Genomic DNA, 19,238 nt, shown 5'->3' on the forward strand with positions numbered 1-19,238 from the left:
TATGGATTTAATAAAAATTGGCTGAATCTGTAATGGCTTTGCCTGTGCGCCCATCCTAGTCACTCATGGCAACAGGCAAATGAGGGACTGCAAAATGAACGGCATGGGTGATGTGCGGTTGGCGCTACACGGCCAGGAACTGGAAGTGGGGCAGGGGCGGGTGATGTCGGGGCTCACGGAGAGCCGCTGGGTGCTGTTCTGGCATCGCCGTTGCACACGCAAAGTCTTGATGAGCCTGACCCCCGAGCAATTGCGCGATGTAGGGCTGACGGCAGAACAGGCGCGCCATGAGGGTTTGAAACCCTTCTGGCGCGGTTGATCAAACCAGCTCTTTGAGGCGGTGCCAGAGCATCCCGAGTGCCAGCAGCGGCGAACGCAGGTGTTTGCCGCCGGGGAAGGTGATGTGCGGCACCTGGGCGAACAGATCGAAGCGCCCCTGTTGCTGGCCGCTGATGGCTTCGGCCAGCAGCTTGCCCGCCAGATGCGTAGCGTTGAGACCATGGCCTGCATAGGCTTGGGCGTAATACACGTTGGGCTGATCTGCCAGCCGGCCAATCTGCGGCAGTCGATTAGCGCCGATGCCGATCATGCCGCCCCATTGGTAGTCGATTTTCACGTTGGCCAGTTGTGGGAACACCTGCAACATCTTCGGCCGCATATAGGCGCCGATGTCCTTCGGGTCGCGACCGGAATAGTGACAGGCGCCGCCGAACAACAGGCGGCGGTCGGCAGACAGTCGGAAGTAGTCCACCGTTACCCGCTGGTCACACACGGCCATGTTTTGCGGCAGTAGGTTGGCGGCTTGGGCTTCGCTCAAGGGCTCGGTGGCGATGATGTAGCTGCCGGCTGGCAGCACCTTGCCACTCAGTTGCGGGTTGAGGCCATTGAGGTAGGCGTTACAGGCCAGCACCAGGGTCTTGGCGCGCACATTGCCTTGGGTGGTGTGCACCTTGACCTCGGTGCCGTAGTCGATGCGTGTCACTTCAGATTGCTCAAACAGCTTCACGCCCAACTGCCGGGCAACACCAGCTTCGCCCAGCGCCAGGTTCAGCGGGTGCAGGTGGCCGGAGCCCATGTCGATCATACCGCCGACATAGCGCTCGGAGCCGATCACGCGGCTCATCTGGCTGGCTTGCAGCAGCTCCACTTCATGGCGATAGCCCAGGCTGCGCAGCTCTTCGGCGTCTTCGGCCAGGCTCAGCAGGTCGCGGGGCTTGTTCGCGAGGTCGCAGTAACCCCAGGTCAGGTCACAGGGAATCTGGAAGCGTTCAACACGCTCGCGCACGATTTCCACCGCTTCCAGGCCCATCAGTTTCATCTGGCGAACACCGTCGGTGCCGATCACATTGGCGAACTGGTCCAGACCGTGACCAATGCCGCGTATCAACTGGCCGCCATTGCGCCCGCTGGCACCCCAGCCGATCTTGCGCGCTTCCAGCAGCACCACGCTGAAACCACGCTCGGCCAGCTCCAAGGCGGTATTGAGCCCGGAGAAACCACCGCCGATCACGCACACATCGGCGCTCACATCGCCCGTCAACGCCGGGTAATCGGGTTGCGGCACGCTGCTGGCGGCGTAGTAGGACGTGGTGTGCCGGGCGCTGGCAGTCATGGGGAGCATCCCTGTTTGGAAAATTTGACGCAGGATACAGCGGTCGGATGAAGCTGTCTGCGCAGGCCGTTTTGCTGCAGAATCCACGCCTATTCGCCGTTCGGTACATGTTTCGATGAGTTGTAACAGTCAGAAAATCAGTGCGCTGCGCCGACAGATTCCTTCTTTCGAGTGCGTCCCCGGCTGTCACGACTGCTGTGGGCCAGTGACCACCTCACCCGAGGAAATGTCGCGCCTGCCCCGCAAGACCGCCGCCGAGCAGGAGGCGGCCATGGACGAGTTGAATTGCGTGCACCTGGGGCCGAACGGCTGCACCGTGTATGACGAACGGCCGCTGATCTGCCGCCTGTTCGGTACCACCAAGACCTTGCCGTGCCCCAATGGCCGGGGGCCGGTGGAGCTGATTCATCCTCGAGTTGAAAAGCAGATCCATGCGTACATGGCGAGTACCCGGCAAGTGCTGGTCTGACAGGTTTACGGGGTCAAATGTGGGACGGGGCTTGCCGCCTCCCACATTCGATTGAGTTGTGTTAGTCAGTCCGGAATCGGCAGGTTCAGGCTCTCCTTCACCTCTTCCATCACGATATAGCTCTTGGATTCGCGCACATGAGGGAGTTTGAGCAAAATATCGCCCAGCAATTTGCGGTACGAAGCCATCTCGGAGATCCGCGCTTTCACCAGGTAGTCGAAATCCCCTGACACCAAGTGGCACTCCAGCACATGGGGCAATTTGAGCACGGCACGGCGGAATTCCTCAAAGGTGTCGCCAGACTTGTAATCCAGGCTGATCTCGACAAATACCAGCAAACTCCCCTTCAAATGCTGCGGGTTGAGCCGCGCGTTGTAGCCCATGATGATTCCCTCGCGCTCCAGGCGCCGTACCCGTTCGGTACACGGCGTGGTGGACAGCCCGACCTTCTCACCCAGCTCCGTGAACGAAATACGCCCGTCGGTTTGCAGGATGCGCAAGATGTTGCGGTCGATCTTGTCCAGCTCCCGCTTGGTCTGTGTGTTGGTACGCATAGGGGATACGCCTCTGTGAAAAGGGTTTTTGCCGAGAATTGTCGCCAAATATAGGCATTTATATAGTGAAATGCACTGGTGATTGCTTTTTATACTGCGCCCATCATTGCTCGAATAACACACGTCAGCGGCTAAGCCCGTGATGAGGATATAAAAATGCGCGTTCTGGTCTTGGGTAGCGGTGTCATTGGGGTGACCAGTGCCTACTATTTGGCGCGGGCCGGCTTTGACGTTGTAGTCGTCGACCGTCAGCCCGCCGCTGCCATGGAAACCAGTTTCGCCAACGCTGGCCAGGTATCGCCTGGCTATGCCTCGCCATGGGCCGCACCGGGCGTGCCGCTCAAGGCCATCAAGTGGCTGTTGCAGCGCCACGCGCCGCTGGCGATCAAGGCCACCGCCGATATCGATCAATACTTGTGGATGGCGCAGATGCTGCGCAATTGCACCGCCAGCCGTTATGCGGTGAACAAGGAGCGTATGGTCCGCCTGTCTGAGTACAGCCGTGACTGCCTCGACGAATTGCGCGCAGAAACCGGTATTGCCTACGAAGGCCGAAGCCTTGGTACCACTCAGCTGTTCCGTACCCAGGCCCAGCTTGATGGCGCCGCCAAGGACATTGCAGTGCTGAAAGAGTCCGGTGTGCCGTTTGAACTGCTCGACCGTGCCGGCATTGCTCGCGTTGAGCCGGCCTTGGCCAGCGTCACCGATATCCTCGCCGGTGCCCTGCGCCTGCCTAACGACCAGACCGGCGACTGCCAGATGTTTACCACGCGCCTGGCCGACATGTGCAAGCAATTGGGCGTGGAGTTCCGCTTTGAGCAGGACATCCAGCGCCTCGACTATGCCGGCGACCGCATCAATGGCGTCTGGATCGATGGCAAGCTGGAAACCGCCGACCGCTACGTGCTGGCCCTCGGCAGCTATTCGCCGAAGCTGCTCAAGCCACTGGGGATCAAGGCGCCGGTGTATCCGCTCAAGGGTTACTCGTTGACCGTGCCGATCACCAACCCGGCGATGGCCCCGACGTCGACCATTCTCGACGAGACCTACAAGGTCGCGATCACCCGTTTCGACAACCGTATCCGCGTCGGCGGCATGGCTGAAATAGCCGGCTTTGACCTGTCGCTGAACCCACGTCGGCGTGAAACCCTGGAGATGATCGTCAACGACCTTTATCCTCAGGGCGGCGATTTGACCGAAGCCAGTTTCTGGACCGGCCTGCGCCCGACCACACCCGATGGCACGCCGATTGTCGGTGCCACGCCGTTCAAGAACCTGTTCCTGAATACCGGCCACGGCACGCTCGGCTGGACCATGGCCTGCGGCTCCGGTCGTTTGCTGGCCGACCTGATGGCGAAGAAAACGCCGCAAATCAGCGCTGAAGGCCTCGATATTTCCCGTTATGGCAACCACCAGGAGTCCGCAAGACATGTCAATCCAGCGCCAGCTCACCAATGAACGCATGAGCCAGATCGTTGTTCACAGCGGTACTGTGTATCTGGCAGGGCAGGTCGGCGACGACATGAGTGCCGGGATTGAAAAGCAGACCCGTGAAACCCTGGCCAATATCGAGCGGTTGCTGGACCTGGCCGGCACCGACAAGACCAAGCTGCTGTCGGTGACGATCTACCTGAAAGACATCGACGCCGACTTCGCCGGCATGAACGCGGTGTGGGACACGTGGCTGCCCAAAGGCGTGGCCCCGGCCCGTGCCACGGTTGAAGCCAAGTTGTGCGAACCGCAAATCCTGGTAGAGCTGTCCGTCGTGGCCGCGCTGCCTTAAACCCTGATCCCTCTCCCGGTGCCGACGTTGTTGGTCGGCACCGGTTTTTCTTTACCTGCCGCCTAGAAGCCTGCCGCCATGCGTCCTGCCCGTGCCCTGATCGACCTCCAAGCCCTGCGTCATAACTACCAACTGGCCCGTGAAGTCACGGGGGCCAAGGCTCTCGCCGTGGTCAAGGCTGATGCCTACGGCCATGGTGCCGTGCGCGTGGCCCAGGCGCTGGAAGCCGAGGCCGATGGGTTTGCCGTGGCGTGCATCGAGGAAGCCCTGGAATTGCGTGCTGCCGGTATTCGCGCGCCGGTGCTGTTGCTGGAAGGATTTTTCGAAGCCGACGAACTGCCGCTGATCATCGAGCATGATTTCTGGTGCGTGGTGCATTCGCTGTGGCAGCTGGACGCCATTGAACAAGCCCAACTGAGTAAACCGCTGACCATCTGGCTCAAACTGGATTCGGGCATGCACCGCGTCGGCCTGCATCCCAAGGATTACCACGAGGCTTATCAGCGCCTGTTGGCCAGTGGCAAAGTGGCCAAGATCGTGTTGATGAGCCACTTTGCCCGCGCCGATGAGCTCGACTGCGTGCGCAGTAATGAGCAGGTGTCGGTGTTTGACGCCGCGCGCCAGGGCTTGGCGGCTGAGGTCAGCCTGCGCAACTCACCAGCGGTGATGGGCTGGCCGAATGTGTCCAGCGACTGGGTACGTCCGGGCATCATGCTGTATGGCGCGACGCCGTTTGGCGAAGACCAGGCTGTGGCGGCGCGTTTGCAGCCGGTGATGACCCTGGAGTCGAAAGTCATCTGCGTGCGCGAACTGCCAGCCGGTGAGCCGGTGGGCTATGGCGCCAAGTTCATCACGCCCAAACCGATGCGGATCGGCGTGGTTGCCATGGGGTATGCCGACGGCTACCCACGCCACGCGCCAACCGGTACACCGGTGTTGGTGGCGGGCCAGCGCAGCCAGTTGTTGGGGCGCGTGTCCATGGACATGCTGTGTATCGACCTAACCGACGTCCCGCAGGCGGGCCTTGGCTCTACCGTGGAACTGTGGGGTAAAAACATCCTCGCCAGTGACGTCGCTGTTGCCGCCGAGACCATTCCCTATCAGATTTTCTGCAACCTGCGTCGGGTGCCGAGGCTCTACTCCGGCGGTTGAACGCCGCTTACGAATGGAGCTGGCCAGGATTTAGGCCCAAGTGTTGTAAATACTGAACGCTGTCGCCATGATAACGCTCAATTACAACAAAGCCTGAATTCTAGGAGGCTCCTGCATTGGACGTCGGCGAACGACTGCAATCCATCCGTAAACTCAAAGGTCTTTCCCAGCGTGAGCTCGCCAAGCGTGCGGGCGTCACTAACAGCACCATCTCGATGATCGAGAAAAACAGCGTCAGCCCCTCGATCAGCTCCTTGCGCAAGGTGCTGGGCGGTATCCCTATGTCCATGGTCGAGTTCTTTTCCGAGGAGATCCTCCAGGAAATACCGACGCAGATCGTCTATAAAGCCAATGAGCTGATCGACATCTCCGACGGCGCTGTCACCATGAAACTGGTGGGTCGGGCGCACCCCAGCCGGGCCATTGCGTTTCTCAATGAAATCTACCCGCCGGGCGCCGATACGGGCGAAGAAATGCTCACCCACGAAGGCGAGGAAACCGGGATCCTGGTGGAAGGACGCCTGGAGTTGGTGGTCGGTCTTGAAACTTTTGTGCTCGAAGCGGGCGATAGCTACTACTTTGAAAGCACCAAGCCCCATCGTTTTCGTAATCCGTTCGACGTGCCGGCGCGACTAATCAGCGCAGCCACACCCGCGAACTTTTAAGAATAGAGGCGTCGTGCCAGCGTTGCAGAGGTGCCCGTAGCTGTATTCCGTGAGGTTGAATCTCCCTTTGTTTAATAGGGTTGTTTCGGCCGGGCGGGCTAACCGTTATACTTTCGCCGCCTGCGAAACCGTGGCCGCAGGCGTGAATAGCCACCATTGAGGGTGAACGCGTGAACCTAATTATGAAAATGCTGGCCGCACCAGCAACCGTACTGGCCCTATGGGCTGTCAGCGCTCAAGCTGCGACCAATGATGAGATTGCCAAGCGCCTGGAGCCTGTCGGCCAGGTGTGTGTCCAGGGTCAGGAATGCAAAGGGATGGAAGTGGCCGTGGCAGTGGGCGGCGGCGGTGGCGCGAAGACGCCGGATGACGTGATTGCCAAGCACTGCAATGCGTGCCACGGCACGGGTTTGCTGGGCGCACCGAAAATCGGTGACACCGCGGCCTGGAAAGACCGCGCCGATCATCAAGGCGGCCTCGATGGCCTGTTGGCCAAGGCCATCACCGGCCTGAATGCCATGCCGCCTAAAGGCACCTGCGCCGATTGCTCGGATGCCGAGCTTAAGGGCGCAATCGAGAAGATGTCGGGGCTTAAATAAACCGATCTTCGCCAAAAAGCCGCTGACCAGCGGCTTTTTTGTGCCCGCCATTTGTACTTCGATGCTGTTCATTGCAGCAAAGACCCGGCAAGCTCGGTCCAACCCCTAATCACGGAATGTTCAGGAGGGTCGGATGGTGCAGTTGTGTTCAATCGAGCAAGCAGTTGACGACGTACTGGCGCGGTTGCCGGCGCATATCCACATGGGCATGCCGCTCGGCCTGGGCAAGCCCAACTTGTTCGTCAACGCGCTGTACCGGCGTATCGCCAAGCTGCCGGAGCGCGAGCTGACGATCTACACCGCACTGGCCCTGGGCCGCCCGACCATGGGTGACGGGTTGCAGAAGCGCTTTCTCGAACCCTTTATCGAGCGGGTATTCGGCGATTATCCCGAGCTGGATTTCCTGGCGGATTTGCACAAGGACAGCCTGCCCAAGAACATCCGCGTGCAGCAATTCTTCATGCAGCCTGGCAGCCTGTTGCACAGCGCTTCGGCGCAGCAGGATTACGTCAGCAGCAACTACAGCCACGCTGCCCGCGATATCAACGCCGCCGGCTTGAACCTGGTGGCGCAATTGGTCGCCAGCAGCGCCGAGCACCCCGACCGGCTGAGCCTGAGCTGCAACCCCGATATCACCCTCGATCTGCTGCCCATGATCGCCAAGCGCCGCGAAGCAGGCGAAACCATCCTCGTTGTCGGCCAGGTCCACAGCGATTTGCCCTACATGCCTGGCGATGCCGAACTGGGCATGGATGCCTTCGACTACCTGATCGACGAGAAGGACAGCACCACGCTGTTCTCCACGCCGAATATGCCAGTGGGTTTTCAGGACCACTTTATCGGCTTACATGCCAGCACCTTGGTGCGCGATGGCGGCACGTTGCAGATTGGCATCGGCTCGATGGGCGATGCGCTGACCGCCGCCTTGCTGGCGCGCCAGGGCGATAACGAGGCCTATCGGTTGCTGCTGACGGACCTGGATGTGTACCAGTGGGCGCCTTTGATCAGTCGTGAAGGCGGTGTCGAACCTTTTGCTCGTGGCCTCTACGGTTGCAGCGAGATGTTCGTCAACGGCCTGCTGGTGCTGGCGGATGCCGGGATTGTGCGGCGCAAGGTATACCCGGATGTGGCGACCCAGGCGCAGGCCAACGCAGGCACTCTGGACGATGCGGCGCAGTCCGACGGTGTTTCGATCCATGGCGGTTTCTTCCTGGGGCCGCGCAGTTTTTACCAGCGCTTGCAGGAAATGACCCACAGTAAGCGCCTGGAATTCAATATGACCCGTATCAGCTATATCAACGAGCTGCACGGTCAGGAGGAACTCAAACGCCTGCAGCGCTTGGATGCGCGGTTTATCAACAGCGCGATCATGGTGACATTGCTCGGTGCCGGCGTGGCCGACCAGTTGGAAGACGGTCGTGTGCTCAGCGGTGTCGGCGGGCAATACAACTTTGTTGCCCAAGGGCATGCACTGGAAGGTGCGCGCTCGATCCTGATCCTGCGCAGCTGGCGTGAGTCGGCGGGGGAGGTCAGTTCCAATATTGTCTGGGAGTACGGCCACTGCACTATCCCACGGCACCTGCGGGATATTGTCATCACCGAATACGGCATTGCCGACTTGCGTGGGCAAACCGATGCCAAGGTGATCGAGGCCCTGTTGAATATCACTGACTCCAGGTTCCAGGACGACTTGATCGAACACGCGCAAAAGGCTGGCAAGTTGCCCAAGGATTTCCAACTGGCCCCGCGCTTTACCGACAACACGCCGGAGCGTCTCAAGGGGATACAGGCGCGTCATCGTCGGTTGTTCCCGGAGTATCCGCTGGGCAGTGACTTCACGGATGAGGAGCGGGATTTGTTGCGGGCGTTGAACTGGCTCAAGAGCAAATTCAAGCTGACCGAGATTCTGGAGTTGGGCAAGGCGGCGCTGGATGCACCGGAGCCGGAGGCGTTTTCCGAGCATCTCAAACGTATGCGCTTGGATCAGCCGGAGGGGTTCAAGGAGGATCTGTATCAGCGCCTGTTACTCGCCGGCCTCCAGGCCACCGCGCACTAACAGGCAATAGAGGGCAAATGTGGGAGGGGGCTTGCTCCCGATAGCAGTGGGTCAGCCAACACATCTGGTGACTGATACACCGCAATCGGGAGCAAGCCCCCCTCCCACATTTTGATCTGTGTTCACCTAGCATCTGCTGTATAGCAAATTACTCGATGAAGGTGACCACGCCACCGGCCAACGACTTCACCCGCGCCAGCGACTCAACCCGATAACCCTGCGCATCCAATTCCGCACGGCCGCCCTGGAACGACTTCTCGATCACAATCCCCAAGCCGGCAACGGTCGCACCGGCCTGCTTGATGATCGAGATCAGTGCCTGGGACGCCTTGCCGTTGGCCAGGAAATCATCGATGACCAGGACGCGGTCGCTGCTGGTCAGGTGGCGTGGGGAGATCGCCACCGTGCTTTCCACTTTCTTGGTGAACGAGTACACCGTCGCCGACAACAGGTTTTCCGTCAGGGTCAGGGATTGCTGTTTGCGTGCAAAGATCACCGGTACGCCGAGGTTCAGGCCGGTCATGATTGCCGGGGCTATGCCTGAAGCTTCGATGGTGACGATCTTGGTGATGCCCGAGTCCTTGAACCGCGCGGCAAATTCGTCGCCGATCAGTTTCATCAACGCCGGGTCGATCTGGTGGTTCAGAAAGGCATCGACCTTGAGTACCTGATCGGAAAGCACGATGCCTTCTTCGCGAATTTTCTTGTGCAGTGCTTCCACGGAAAGCTTCCTCTGTTGGCGCAACAGGCGCCGAAAGTAGATTAAAAAGTAGTCGATTCTAGCGCTTTAACATCGCGCGTATATCCGCCAGGGCTGAGTTGCCGCGAACAGCCTTCACCTCGGTCGGGGTGTCGTCATTGCCTTCCCAGGCCAGGTCATCCGGCGGCAGTTCGTCAAGGAACCGGCTGGGCGCACAATCGATGATTTCGCCGTACTGCTTGCGCTTGGCGGCGAAGGTGAAGGCCAGGGTCTGACGCGCGCGGGTAATGCCCACGTAGGCCAGGCGCCGTTCTTCCTCGATGGTGTCGGCTTCGATGCTGGAGCGGTGCGGGAGGATTTCCTCTTCCATGCCCATGATGAACACGTAGGGGAATTCCAGGCCCTTGGAGGCATGCAAGGTCATCATTTGCACACCTTCGGCACCGTCTTCTTCTTCCTGCTGGCGTTCGAGCATGTCGCGCAGTACCAGCTTGCCGATGGCGTCTTCGACGGTCATTTCGCCGTCTTCGTCTTTTTCCAGGGTGTTCTTCAGCGCCTCGATCAGGAACCAGACGTTGCCCATGCGGTAATCCGCGGCCTTGTCGCTTGAACTGTTGGTGCGCAGCCAGTTTTCATAGTCGATGTCCATGACCATGCTGCGCAGGGCGCTGATCGGGTCTTCGCCGGCGCACTGCTCGCGCACCTTGTCCATGAAGCGCTTGAAGCGCGACAGGCGATCGGTAAAGCGCGTGTCCAGGTGTTCGCCCAGGCCGATTTCGTCGGTGGCGGCGTACATCGAAATCTTGCGTTCGGTGGCGTAGTTGCCGAGCTTTTCCAGGGTCGTGGAACCGATTTCCCGGCGCGGCACGTTGATCACGCGCAGGAAGGCGTTGTCGTCATCCGGGTTCACGATCAGCCGGAAGTAGGCCATCAGGTCTTTTACTTCCTGGCGTCCGAAAAAGCTGTTGCCGCCCGACAGGCGATACGGCACCTGATGGTGCTGCAATTTCAGCTCGATCAGCTTGGCCTGGTAGTTGCCCCGATAGAGGATCGCGAAGTCGCTGTAGGGCCGGTCGGTGCGCAGGTGCAGGCTGAGGATTTCCACGGCCACGCGCTCGGCTTCGGCATCTTCGTTGCGGCAGCGGATCACGCGGATCTCATCGCCGTGGCCCATCTCACTCCACAGTTGTTTTTCAAACTCGTGGGGGTTGTTGGAGATCAGCACGTTGGCGCAACGCAGGATACGGCTGGTGGAGCGATAGTTCTGCTCCAGCATCACCACTTTCAGGGACGGGTAGTCGTCCTTGAGCAGCATCAGGTTTTCCGGGCGGGCGCCACGCCAGGCGTAGATCGACTGGTCGTCGTCGCCCACCACGGTGAACTGGTTACGCGTACCGATCAGCAGTTTCACCAGCAGGTATTGGCTGGCGTTGGTGTCCTGATACTCGTCCACCAGCAGGTAGCGCACCTTGTTCTGCCACTTTTCCAGGATGTCTTTGTGTTCCTGGAACAGCTTGACCGGCAGCAGGATCAGGTCGTCGAAGTCCACCGCGTTAAACGCCTTGAGCGTGCGCTGGTAGTGGGTATAGACGATGGCGGCAGTCTGTTCCTTGGGGTTGCGCGCAGCTTCCAGGGCTTCGGCAGGCAGGATCAGGTCGTTTTTCCAGGCGCCGATCATGTTCTTGATTTCGTCGACGCCGTCGTCGCCTGCATATTCCTTTTGCATGATGTCGGTCATCAGGGCTTTGACGTCGGTCTCGTCGAAGATCGAAAAGCCCGGCTTGTAGCCCAGCCGCACATGCTCCTTGCGGATAATGTTCAGGCCCAGGTTGTGAAAGGTGCACACGGTGAGGCCACGGCCTTCGCCACCCCTGAGCAGGGTACCGACACGCTCTTTCATTTCCCGCGCCGCCTTGTTGGTAAAGGTCATGGCGACGATGTACTGGGCGCGGATGCCACAGCTCTGGATCAGGTGCGCGATCTTGCGGGTGATCACGCTGGTCTTGCCGGAGCCAGCACCGGCGAGCACCAATAGAGGGCCGCCGACGTAGTTCACGGCTTCTTGCTGCCGGGGATTGAGTCGGGACATACAGAGTTCAGGGAGTCGTTGTTCAAAAGGGCGGGCATTTTAACAGGCTGGAAAGATTCTGCTGCCATAGAACGACGGTGTGACGTACCACTCGATCTAAATTTGCCGGTTTTGATACTTTGCCGCAGGATGTCGGGGAATATTCGCGACTATTGTTTACAGTCTGCGCCTTTGATAACACCTATCATTTGTCATTGTCAGGCTGCACGTCATAATGCCCGCCGCCAACGAAATTTTGCAGAGTCTAGGGAGCTAGCTTGTCTACGCCTGTCGAACCCTTGCGTTTGCTGCTTCTGGCCGATGAGCCAGTGTGGGCAGCGTTATTGCGCGAGTGCCTGGCGCCGATGGGCGATGGGGCTGTGCTGATCAGTGCGCCCAACTGGGACTCGGTGAGTCGTTTATTCGATGATGACCAGACGGCGGTGCTACTGACCACGCCCAGCCTGCAACCCGCGCCCGGCCGTTGCAGCTTGCCGTGCGTGTTGCTGCTGGAGCAGGAGCCGCTGGTTTCGCCGATCGGTGTGAGTGATTGGCTGACCCTTAATGTATTGGACGCCGATACATTGCGTCGCTGTTTGCGCCATGTGCGCGAGCGGGGTGTGTTGGAGAGCACCTTGCAGCGCCTGGCCGAACAAGACCCGCTCACCGGGATCGCCAACCGCCAGGGTTTTCAGACCTTGCTGGCGGCGCGGCTGGTGGAAAACGAAGGCCGCGGCTTGGCCCTCGGCCATCTGGACCTTGATAACTTCCGCCACGCCAACGATGCCCTGGGCCACCAGGCCGGTGACCGTTTGATCCTGCAAGTGGTGTCGCGGCTCAAGAGCCAGCTTGAAGCCGGGGATCAACTGGCGCGGCTGGGCAGCGATGAATTCGCCTTGCTGATTGATACCCGCCGTGCGCCCCAGCGCGCCGAATGGATGGCTGAACGTATTACCGAAGTGATGGCCGAGCCCTATTGGGTCGATGGTGAAAGCCTGCTGATTGGCTGCAGCCTGGGCGTGGCACATGCTCGCGCCCGTGCCGGTGCGGACCCGCTGATGTGGCATGCGCATATCGCCATGCAGCAGGCCAAAAGCACCCAGGGCTGCACCTTTCATATCTTCAATGAACGCATCAACCGCAACGCCCGCAGCCTGGCCGACCTGGAAAGCGAACTGCGCCGAGCCTTGCGCCGCGATGAGTTGGAGCTGCATTACCAGCCGCGCCTGGACTTGGACGACGGCCATATCGTCGGCCTGGAAGCGCTGGTGCGTTGGCGCCACGGCGAACGCGGGTTGTTGCCGCCCAGCGAATTCGTGCCCCTGGCCGAACAGAGTGGCCTGATCGTACCGTTGGGTTACTGGGTGATTTCCCGGGCCCTGCGCGATATGCAAGACCTGCGCGAGCGCGGCCTGCCGGCGCTGCACATGGCGGTCAACCTGTCGTTTCGTCAGTTCCAGGACAGCCAATTGCTCTCGACCCTCAGCCGGTTGATCGCCGAGCGTGGCGTGGAAGCGCAATGGCTGGAGTTCGAACTGACTGAAACCGCCGTGATGCGTCGCAGTGACCTGGTCAAGCAAACCATGGATGCCCTTGGTCGGCTGGGTGTGCGGTTTTCCCTGGATGACTTCGGGACCGGTTTCTCATCGTTCGTGCACCTCAACAGCCTGCCGATTGCCTTGTTGAAGATCGACAAGAGCTTTGTGGGCGGCATGGAAGAGCGCGAAGAAAACCGCAAGTTGGTGCACGCCATGATCAACCTGGCGCACAACCTCAACCTGGAAGTGGTGGCCGAAGGCGTGGAAACGCCAGAGCAGCTGGCGCTTTTGCGGTTGTTCGGTTGCGATCAGGCCCAGGGTTACCTGATCAGCAAGCCGCTCCCGTTGGCGGAGTTGGTGGAGTACCTGATGTTTGGCAAAAGCCAACAGGCATTGCTTGGCTAGACATCCGGCGGTAAACCCGATCAAACCGGTGGGAGGGGGCTTGCCCCCGATTGCTGAGTGAGGCCCTCACTCTGTCTGTGCGGCTTGAAACGAACCATGAGCTTCAGGCTCCCGGCGAATCATCCGCGTCATCTTCGCTTCAAACGCCCACGTCAGGCTGACGGCCGCACAGGCCAGGCCCAGCGCCAAACCCCACCACACGCCGGTTGGGCCCCAGCCCAGGGTGAAGGCCATCAACCACGCCGAGGGTGCGCCGATCAGCCAATAGCAGCCTAAGCCCACCAGAAAGGTGGTCTTGGCATCCTTGAGCCCACGGATGCAGCCCATGGCGATGGTTTGCACGCCGTCGAACAGCTCAAACCAGGCGGCGACGGCCAGCAGGCTCACGGCCAGGACGATGACATCATGGAAGGCCGGGTCGTTATGGTCGAGGAACAGCCCGATCAGCGGGTCGGAAAACAGCCACAGCACGGCGGCAAACCCCAGCATCACCGCTGCGCCAAAGCCGATACCGACCCGTCCGGCCACGCGCGCCAGCAGCAACTGCCCGGCACCGTAATGCTGGCCGATGCGCATGGTCACTGCGTAGGACATCCCCGCCGGCACCATGAACGCGACTGACACGATTTGCAGGGCAATCTGGTGCGCAGCCAATTGCGTACTGCCCATGGTGCCCATGCACAGCGCCGCAAAGGCGAACAGCCCGACTTCCACCGCATAGGTGCCGCCAATCGGCAGGCCCAGGCGCCACAGTTCACGTAAATACTGGGTATTCAGACGCAGCAGGCCGGTACCCAACGGGTAGGCAGCATAGGCGCGGTTGCTGCGGATGTACCACATCAGTGCCAGCGCCATGCCATTGGCGACGATGGCCGTGACCAGGCCAATCCCCATCAGGCCCAGTTTCGGCAAGCCAAACATGCCTTCGATCAATGCGTGGTTGAGCAGGTAATTGACCACGGTGCCGCACAGGCTGATCACCATCACCGGGGTTGCCTTGCCGATGGCACTGGTAAAGCCGCGCAGCGCCATGAAGCTCAGGTAGCCGGGCAGGGCAAACGGCAGGATCGTCAGGAATTGCCCCGCCGCGTGCACATTGGTTTCGGTCTGGCCGAACATCAGCAGCACCGGCTTCAAGTTCCACAGCAGCAGCGCCGCTGCCAGGGCCATCAGCCAGGCGAGCCACAGCCCGGCCTGGGTCAGGCGGGTGGCGCCTTCGATGTCGCCCGCGCCGTGACGGATTGCCACCAGGGTGCCCACGGCCGCAATCACACCGATGCAGAAAATCGCCACGAACGAATAGCTCGCCGCGCCAAGGCCGCCACCGGCCAGGGCTTCGGGGCTCAGGCGAGCCATCATCAGAGTGTCGGTCAGCACCATCAGCATGTGCGCCAACTGAGAGGCAATCAACGGCCCCGACAGCCGCAGAATGGCCCAGAGTTCGCTACGCGCCGGATGTTGCATGATCATCACGCTCGAAAAGTCAGAGAGTTGGGAGAGGGTCGATTCTCGGCGCTTTCAGCGCATTGCACAAAAGGATAAAAGCGATCGTTTGCATGATTAAAACTCATGTCTGTTTGATTCTGGTAGGGTTTTGGTATCGTGCTGTCGGAGCTTTCCCTATGTCTCGTCGCCTTCCTCCGCTGTATGCCCTGCGTGCATTTGAAGCCGCTTCGCGGCACAACTCCTTCACCCGCGCGGCAGAGGAGCTTTCCATTACGCAGAGTGCGGTCAGCCGACATATCCGCACACTTGAAGAGCATTTCGCTTGCCGCCTGTTCCAGCGCAGCGGCCGCAACCTGCAACTCACCGAAGCGGCGCGCCTGTTGTTGCCCGGCGTGCGTGAGGGGTTTGCCGCGCTTGAGCGTGCTTGCCATACCTTGAATGCCGAAGATGACATCCTACGCATGAAAGCACCTTCCACCTTGACCATGCGCTGGCTGCTGGCGCGGTTGAGCCGCTTCCGGGCGTTGCAGCCAGGCAATGAAGTGCAACTGACCAGCGCGTGGATGAGCGTGGATGAGGTGGATTTCAACCAAGAGCCTTTCGACTGCGCGGTGCTATTGAGCCATGGGCATTTTCCGGCGGACTGGGAGGCCAGCTACCTGTTCCCCGAATTGCTGATCCCCGTAGGGGCGCCGAACCTGTTGAGCGATGGCCCGTGGGACGCCGCGCGCCTGGCCAGTGCCGAGCTGCTGCACCCCACGCCCGACCGCCGCGACTGGCGCAATTGGCTGGAACGCATGGGGTTGTCGTCCCAGGTTTCACTCAAGGGCGGGCAGGTATTCGACACCCTGGAACTGGGCATGATCGCTGCAGCCCGGGGTTATGGGGTTTCCATGGGTGACCTGTTGATGGTGGCCGAAGACGTTGCCCAAGGGCGATTGAGCCTGCCGTGGCCGACGGCAGTAGCCAGTGGGGAAAATTACTATCTGGTGTGGCCGAAAACCCGTCCGGGCGGGGAGCGTCTGCGGCGATTGGCGGAGTTTCTTCAAGGTGAAGTCAAAGCGATGGAACTGCCCCCGGTCGAACGCCTTGATTGAGTGGATACAGACCGTTGGTGCAATCGTTTGCGGGATACCCTTGCGGTTCGCTCAAGTATTGCCGACATCCGCCGAATAAAGGGGGGTTGGAACCATCGTGCACCAACGTTTCCCACTTGATAATTTGCCGAACAGCGCTATGAGATCAGGATGATCCTGGCCTCGGCCAGGAGCTGTCATGTCTCAACCTCGCGCTCGGATCGCCTCGCAGTTAGGCTTTGCCTTGGCCGTTATTCTGGCGGTCGTCATCAGTGGCAGTACCGTCTTTGCCCTGCGCTCCCTCGACTCCGCCAACCTCGACACCCGTGAGGAGCACCTGGCCAGCGAGGCCCGTTTGCTGGCCGATCAACTCAATACCTTCCACAGCACCTTGCGCGAAAGTACCCAGCGTTTGAGCGGGCTGTTTGAAAAGCGTTTCGGCGCCGGTTTGAGCGTGCGGCCAGACCAGCAGGTCACAGTGGCCGGTGTGCAGACCCCGAGCCTGTTCCTGGGCGGCGAGGTGTTGAACAACGATTTTGCTGAAGTCGATGAATTCAAGGACACCTCTGGCGGGGTGGCCACAGTGTTCGTGCGCAGCGGCGAAGACTTCATCCGCATCAGTACATCCCTGACCAAGCAAGATGGCAGCCGTGCGATCGGTACGGCCCTGGACCATCAGCATCCGGCTTATCAACGTCTGCTCACCGGGCAGAGCTACGTTGGCCGTGCGGTGCTTTTCGAACGCTCCTACATGACCCAGTACACGCCCGTGCGTGATGCCGGCGGCAAGGTTATTGCCGTGCTGTTTGTCGGCTTTGACTACACCGACGCCCAGAGCGCCCAGTTCGACAACCTCAAGCGTTTTCGTATCGGCCAGACGGGCTCCCTGGCGTTGCTGGATGAGCAGAAACACTGGCTGGTGCCGCCGGCAGGCGTGCAGGCGCCGGATCAGGCGATCCCGTTGATGCTCGACCTGGCAAAAAAGCCTGGCGAAGGGCGCTTCTGGAGCGACAAGAACGAAGACTTCTACAGCGTCTCGGTGCCGTTCGACGGTGGCCCGTGGTCGGTGGTGGCGACTATGCCGAAGTCGGAGATTCGTGCGGTGACGTGGGCGGTGGGTATTCGCCTGGTGATTGGCAGCGTGTTGGCGATGTTGCTGGCAGTGGGCGCGGCAGTGTGGCTGCTGCGCAGCAAATTGCAGCCCTTGAGCGAGCTGGTACGCCAAGCCGAAGCCCTCGGCGCAGGTGACTTGAGTGCGCGCCTGAATGTGTCCAGCCATGACGAAATCGGCCAACTGGCCGGCAGCTTCAACCAGATGGGTGAAGCGCTGTCGACCATGGTTTCGCATATCCGCAGGGCGGCCGAAGAGGTCAACAGCCGTGCCCAGGCGTTATCCGGCCTGTCCGGTGGCGCTTATGAAGGCATGGAGCAGCAATCGGGCGAGATCACCAGCATGGCCGGCGCGGTAGAAGAGTTCAGCGCCACTTCCCTGAACATCGCCGACAACATGGGCAGTACCGAACGCCTGGCCCAGGAAAACGCCCAGCAGACCCGTATCGGTCGTACGTCGATGCAAGAGGCGTCGTCGTCGCTGGAACATATCGCCACCGCCCTGAACAGCACCGCTACGGTGATCAACACCTTGGGCCAGCGCTCCCAGGAAATCGGCGGGATCGTCGGCGTGATTACCTCAATCGCCGAGCAGACCAACCTGTTGGCGCTCAATGCCGCCATCGAAGCCGCGCGGGCCGGTGAACAAGGCCGTGGTTTTGCCGTGGTTGCCGACGAAGTGCGTAACCTGGCATCGCGTACCCGCCAAGCGACCGATGAAATTTCCGGGATGATCCAAAGCATCCAGCAGGAAACCGGCAACGCCATCAGCACCATGGAACACGGCAATGTGCTGATGCAGGAAGGCTTGTCGCGTAACGCCGACGTGGCCTCGGCCCTGGCGCGCATCGATGAGCAAAGCCGCTCGGCCGGCCAGCAGTTCGCCGCGATCACCACCGCGACCCAGGAGCAGAGCAGCACCGCGACCTTGCTCAGCAGTAACCTGCAGAGCATCGCGCTGGCCAACAGCGAGCAGCGCGAAGTGGTCTCCAACCTGGCGATTACCGCCAAGGAGCTGGAGACCTTGGCGGCGAGCCTGCGCCACGAGGTGGATAGGTTTCGTTGAGGCTTAGTGATCCCCGAGCCCAGGATCCACGCGTTTACCAATATCCTTGAGCCGCGCCAGTTGGTCGACCATGCCTGGCGCTTCGTCCATGCTGGTGACGAAGGTCCACAGGTAAGTCATGACCGCGTAGATGTGACCGGCCTTGACCGCTGGGGACAAGGCCAGCTGGCTGATCGCGACTACAAACAGCACGGCTGCAAGCGCGCCGAGGAACAAGTACGCCGCGGCCTCGCGGTCTGAAAGCCAGATGCGCAGGCGTGACAGTACCTGGTAGTGGCGTCGCAGGGTCGGAGCGCCAACCTTTTCTACCAGGCCAATTTCTTTCTCCAAACGGTTGTTCAGGCGCTCGTGCAACTCCTGATTACGTTGGGCAAAGCGTGGCAACAAGGTGATGCACAGCAGCAGTGCGGCCAGGCACGCCATACCTACCCAGGGCTCAATCACGATCAGCATCACCGCCGCGCCCACAATCGACACCAACGCCGTGGCTATGATTGGCACGTGCTTTTCAAAGAAGTCGACAAACTCCCGTGCAAGCACCACCCGTGCCGCCGATTTCGAGGTGCTGTGATTCTGCTGGCGCTGGTTGAGGATGACCGGCACCGCAAGGTCGGCGTAGATGCGTGTAAACGTGCGCGTGTCGAGCGCACGCCGCGCAGCCCCGACCACCCAGAACGCCATGACCACAGCGGCGTAGAACAACGCACTGGTGGCATCGCCGCGGATAATTGAATCCACCGCGAACCCGGCAAACAGCGGGTAAGCCAGCAGCAGCGCGTTCTCCAGCGCCACCAGCGACAGCGTACAGAACAGCTTGCCGGGATAGGCTTTGGCAATGGCCTTGAGCGTCTGGCTGGCGGATTGTTGGCCGATTTTCTTACTTTCTTCGATCAGAATTTGCGGAGTGACGGATGACATGGCTGCACCGAGGGAGTGATA

General features: G+C 60.4%; 17 protein-coding genes. 11 read left to right on the forward strand and 6 right to left on the reverse strand.

What is annotated here, in order from left to right; translation table 11 throughout:
* Positions 1-94: 94 nt before the first annotated feature.
* Positions 95-319, forward strand: coding sequence for a DUF1127 domain-containing protein (locus M5B43_RS01540; protein WP_248748533.1), 225 nt, complete (start codon positions 95-97; stop codon positions 317-319).
* Here the strand turns inward: M5B43_RS01540 and M5B43_RS01545 are convergent, their stop codons facing one another.
* Positions 320-1,612 carry an FAD-binding oxidoreductase gene (locus M5B43_RS01545; RefSeq protein WP_248748473.1) on the reverse strand — a complete coding sequence of 431 codons (1,293 nt, stop codon included), beginning with the start codon at positions 1,610-1,612 and terminating at the stop codon, positions 320-322.
* A gap of 115 nt (positions 1,613-1,727) precedes the next feature.
* Between M5B43_RS01545 and M5B43_RS01550 the strand changes: the two genes are divergently transcribed.
* Positions 1,728-2,081, forward strand: a complete 354-nt coding sequence (locus M5B43_RS01550) for a YkgJ family cysteine cluster protein (protein WP_248748474.1) — start codon at positions 1,728-1,730, stop codon at positions 2,079-2,081.
* A gap of 65 nt (positions 2,082-2,146) precedes the next feature.
* On the opposite strand, the gene M5B43_RS01555 is transcribed toward M5B43_RS01550, so the two are convergent.
* Entirely contained in the window at positions 2,147-2,635 is a 489-nt protein-coding gene (locus M5B43_RS01555) for an Lrp/AsnC ligand binding domain-containing protein (protein WP_003176896.1), read from the reverse strand.
* 156 nt (positions 2,636-2,791) lie between these two features.
* Here M5B43_RS01555 and dadA point away from each other — a divergent pair, with 156 nt between their 5' ends.
* The 6 genes from dadA (at position 2,792) to M5B43_RS01585 (ending at position 8,890) form a co-directional block, all read left to right on the forward strand.
* Positions 2,792-4,093: a D-amino acid dehydrogenase gene (dadA, locus tag M5B43_RS01560; protein WP_248748475.1), complete on the forward strand. Its 1,302-nt coding sequence runs from the start codon at positions 2,792-2,794 to the stop codon at positions 4,091-4,093.
* A complete protein-coding gene (locus M5B43_RS01565) occupies positions 4,065-4,418 on the forward strand; it encodes a RidA family protein (RefSeq protein ID WP_248748476.1) in 354 nt (117 codons plus the stop codon). Before dadA ends, M5B43_RS01565 begins: the two co-directional genes overlap by 29 nt.
* 78 nt (positions 4,419-4,496) lie before the next feature.
* Positions 4,497-5,570 carry an alanine racemase gene (alr, locus tag M5B43_RS01570; protein ID WP_248748477.1) on the forward strand — a complete coding sequence of 358 codons (1,074 nt, stop codon included), beginning with the start codon at positions 4,497-4,499 and terminating at the stop codon, positions 5,568-5,570.
* A 116-nt stretch (positions 5,571-5,686) separates the two neighbouring features.
* Positions 5,687-6,235: a cupin domain-containing protein gene (locus tag M5B43_RS01575; RefSeq protein ID WP_003176893.1), complete on the forward strand. Its 549-nt coding sequence runs from the start codon at positions 5,687-5,689 to the stop codon at positions 6,233-6,235.
* Between the two features lie 182 nt (positions 6,236-6,417).
* On the forward strand, positions 6,418-6,834 hold the full coding sequence (locus tag M5B43_RS01580) for a c-type cytochrome (protein WP_248748534.1): 417 nt from the start codon (positions 6,418-6,420) through the stop codon (positions 6,832-6,834).
* Positions 6,835-6,967: 133 nt separating this feature from the next.
* The gene (locus tag M5B43_RS01585; RefSeq protein ID WP_248748478.1) at positions 6,968-8,890 is read left to right on the forward strand and encodes an acetyl-CoA hydrolase/transferase C-terminal domain-containing protein; all 1,923 of its coding nucleotides are present in this window, start codon (positions 6,968-6,970) and stop codon (positions 8,888-8,890) included.
* A 148-nt stretch (positions 8,891-9,038) separates the two neighbouring features.
* On the opposite strand, the gene M5B43_RS01590 is transcribed toward M5B43_RS01585, so the two are convergent.
* Together M5B43_RS01590 and rep are read right to left on the reverse strand one after the other, a co-directional pair.
* On the reverse strand, positions 9,039-9,611 hold the full coding sequence (locus M5B43_RS01590) for a xanthine phosphoribosyltransferase (protein ID WP_053258645.1): 573 nt from the start codon (positions 9,609-9,611) through the stop codon (positions 9,039-9,041).
* A gap of 58 nt (positions 9,612-9,669) precedes the next feature.
* Positions 9,670-11,679: a DNA helicase Rep gene (gene rep / locus M5B43_RS01595; RefSeq protein ID WP_248748479.1), complete on the reverse strand. Its 2,010-nt coding sequence runs from the start codon at positions 11,677-11,679 to the stop codon at positions 9,670-9,672.
* Positions 11,680-11,936: 257 nt separating this feature from the next.
* Here rep and M5B43_RS01600 point away from each other — a divergent pair, with 257 nt between their 5' ends.
* A complete protein-coding gene (locus M5B43_RS01600) occupies positions 11,937-13,601 on the forward strand; it encodes a bifunctional diguanylate cyclase/phosphodiesterase (protein ID WP_248748480.1) in 1,665 nt (554 codons plus the stop codon).
* A gap of 66 nt (positions 13,602-13,667) precedes the next feature.
* Here the strand turns inward: M5B43_RS01600 and M5B43_RS01605 are convergent, their stop codons facing one another.
* Positions 13,668-15,071: a NorM family multidrug efflux MATE transporter gene (locus M5B43_RS01605; protein ID WP_248748481.1), complete on the reverse strand. Its 1,404-nt coding sequence runs from the start codon at positions 15,069-15,071 to the stop codon at positions 13,668-13,670.
* A 152-nt stretch (positions 15,072-15,223) separates the two neighbouring features.
* Here M5B43_RS01605 and M5B43_RS01610 point away from each other — a divergent pair, with 152 nt between their 5' ends.
* Both M5B43_RS01610 and M5B43_RS01615 read left to right on the forward strand, forming a co-directional pair.
* On the forward strand, positions 15,224-16,144 hold the full coding sequence (locus tag M5B43_RS01610) for a LysR substrate-binding domain-containing protein (protein WP_248748482.1): 921 nt from the start codon (positions 15,224-15,226) through the stop codon (positions 16,142-16,144).
* Positions 16,145-16,322: 178 nt separating this feature from the next.
* Positions 16,323-18,299, forward strand: coding sequence for a methyl-accepting chemotaxis protein (locus tag M5B43_RS01615; RefSeq protein ID WP_248748483.1), 1,977 nt, complete (start codon positions 16,323-16,325; stop codon positions 18,297-18,299).
* 3 nt (positions 18,300-18,302) lie between these two features.
* Here the strand turns inward: M5B43_RS01615 and M5B43_RS01620 are convergent, their stop codons facing one another.
* The gene (locus M5B43_RS01620; RefSeq protein WP_248748484.1) at positions 18,303-19,217 is read right to left on the reverse strand and encodes an ABC transporter six-transmembrane domain-containing protein; all 915 of its coding nucleotides are present in this window, start codon (positions 19,215-19,217) and stop codon (positions 18,303-18,305) included.
* Positions 19,218-19,238: the final 21 nt, after the last annotated feature.

Origin of the sequence: Pseudomonas sp. MWU15-20650 (assembly GCF_023242475.1) — a bacterium.
In the GTDB taxonomy this organism is placed as follows: domain Bacteria; phylum Pseudomonadota; class Gammaproteobacteria; order Pseudomonadales; family Pseudomonadaceae; genus Aquipseudomonas.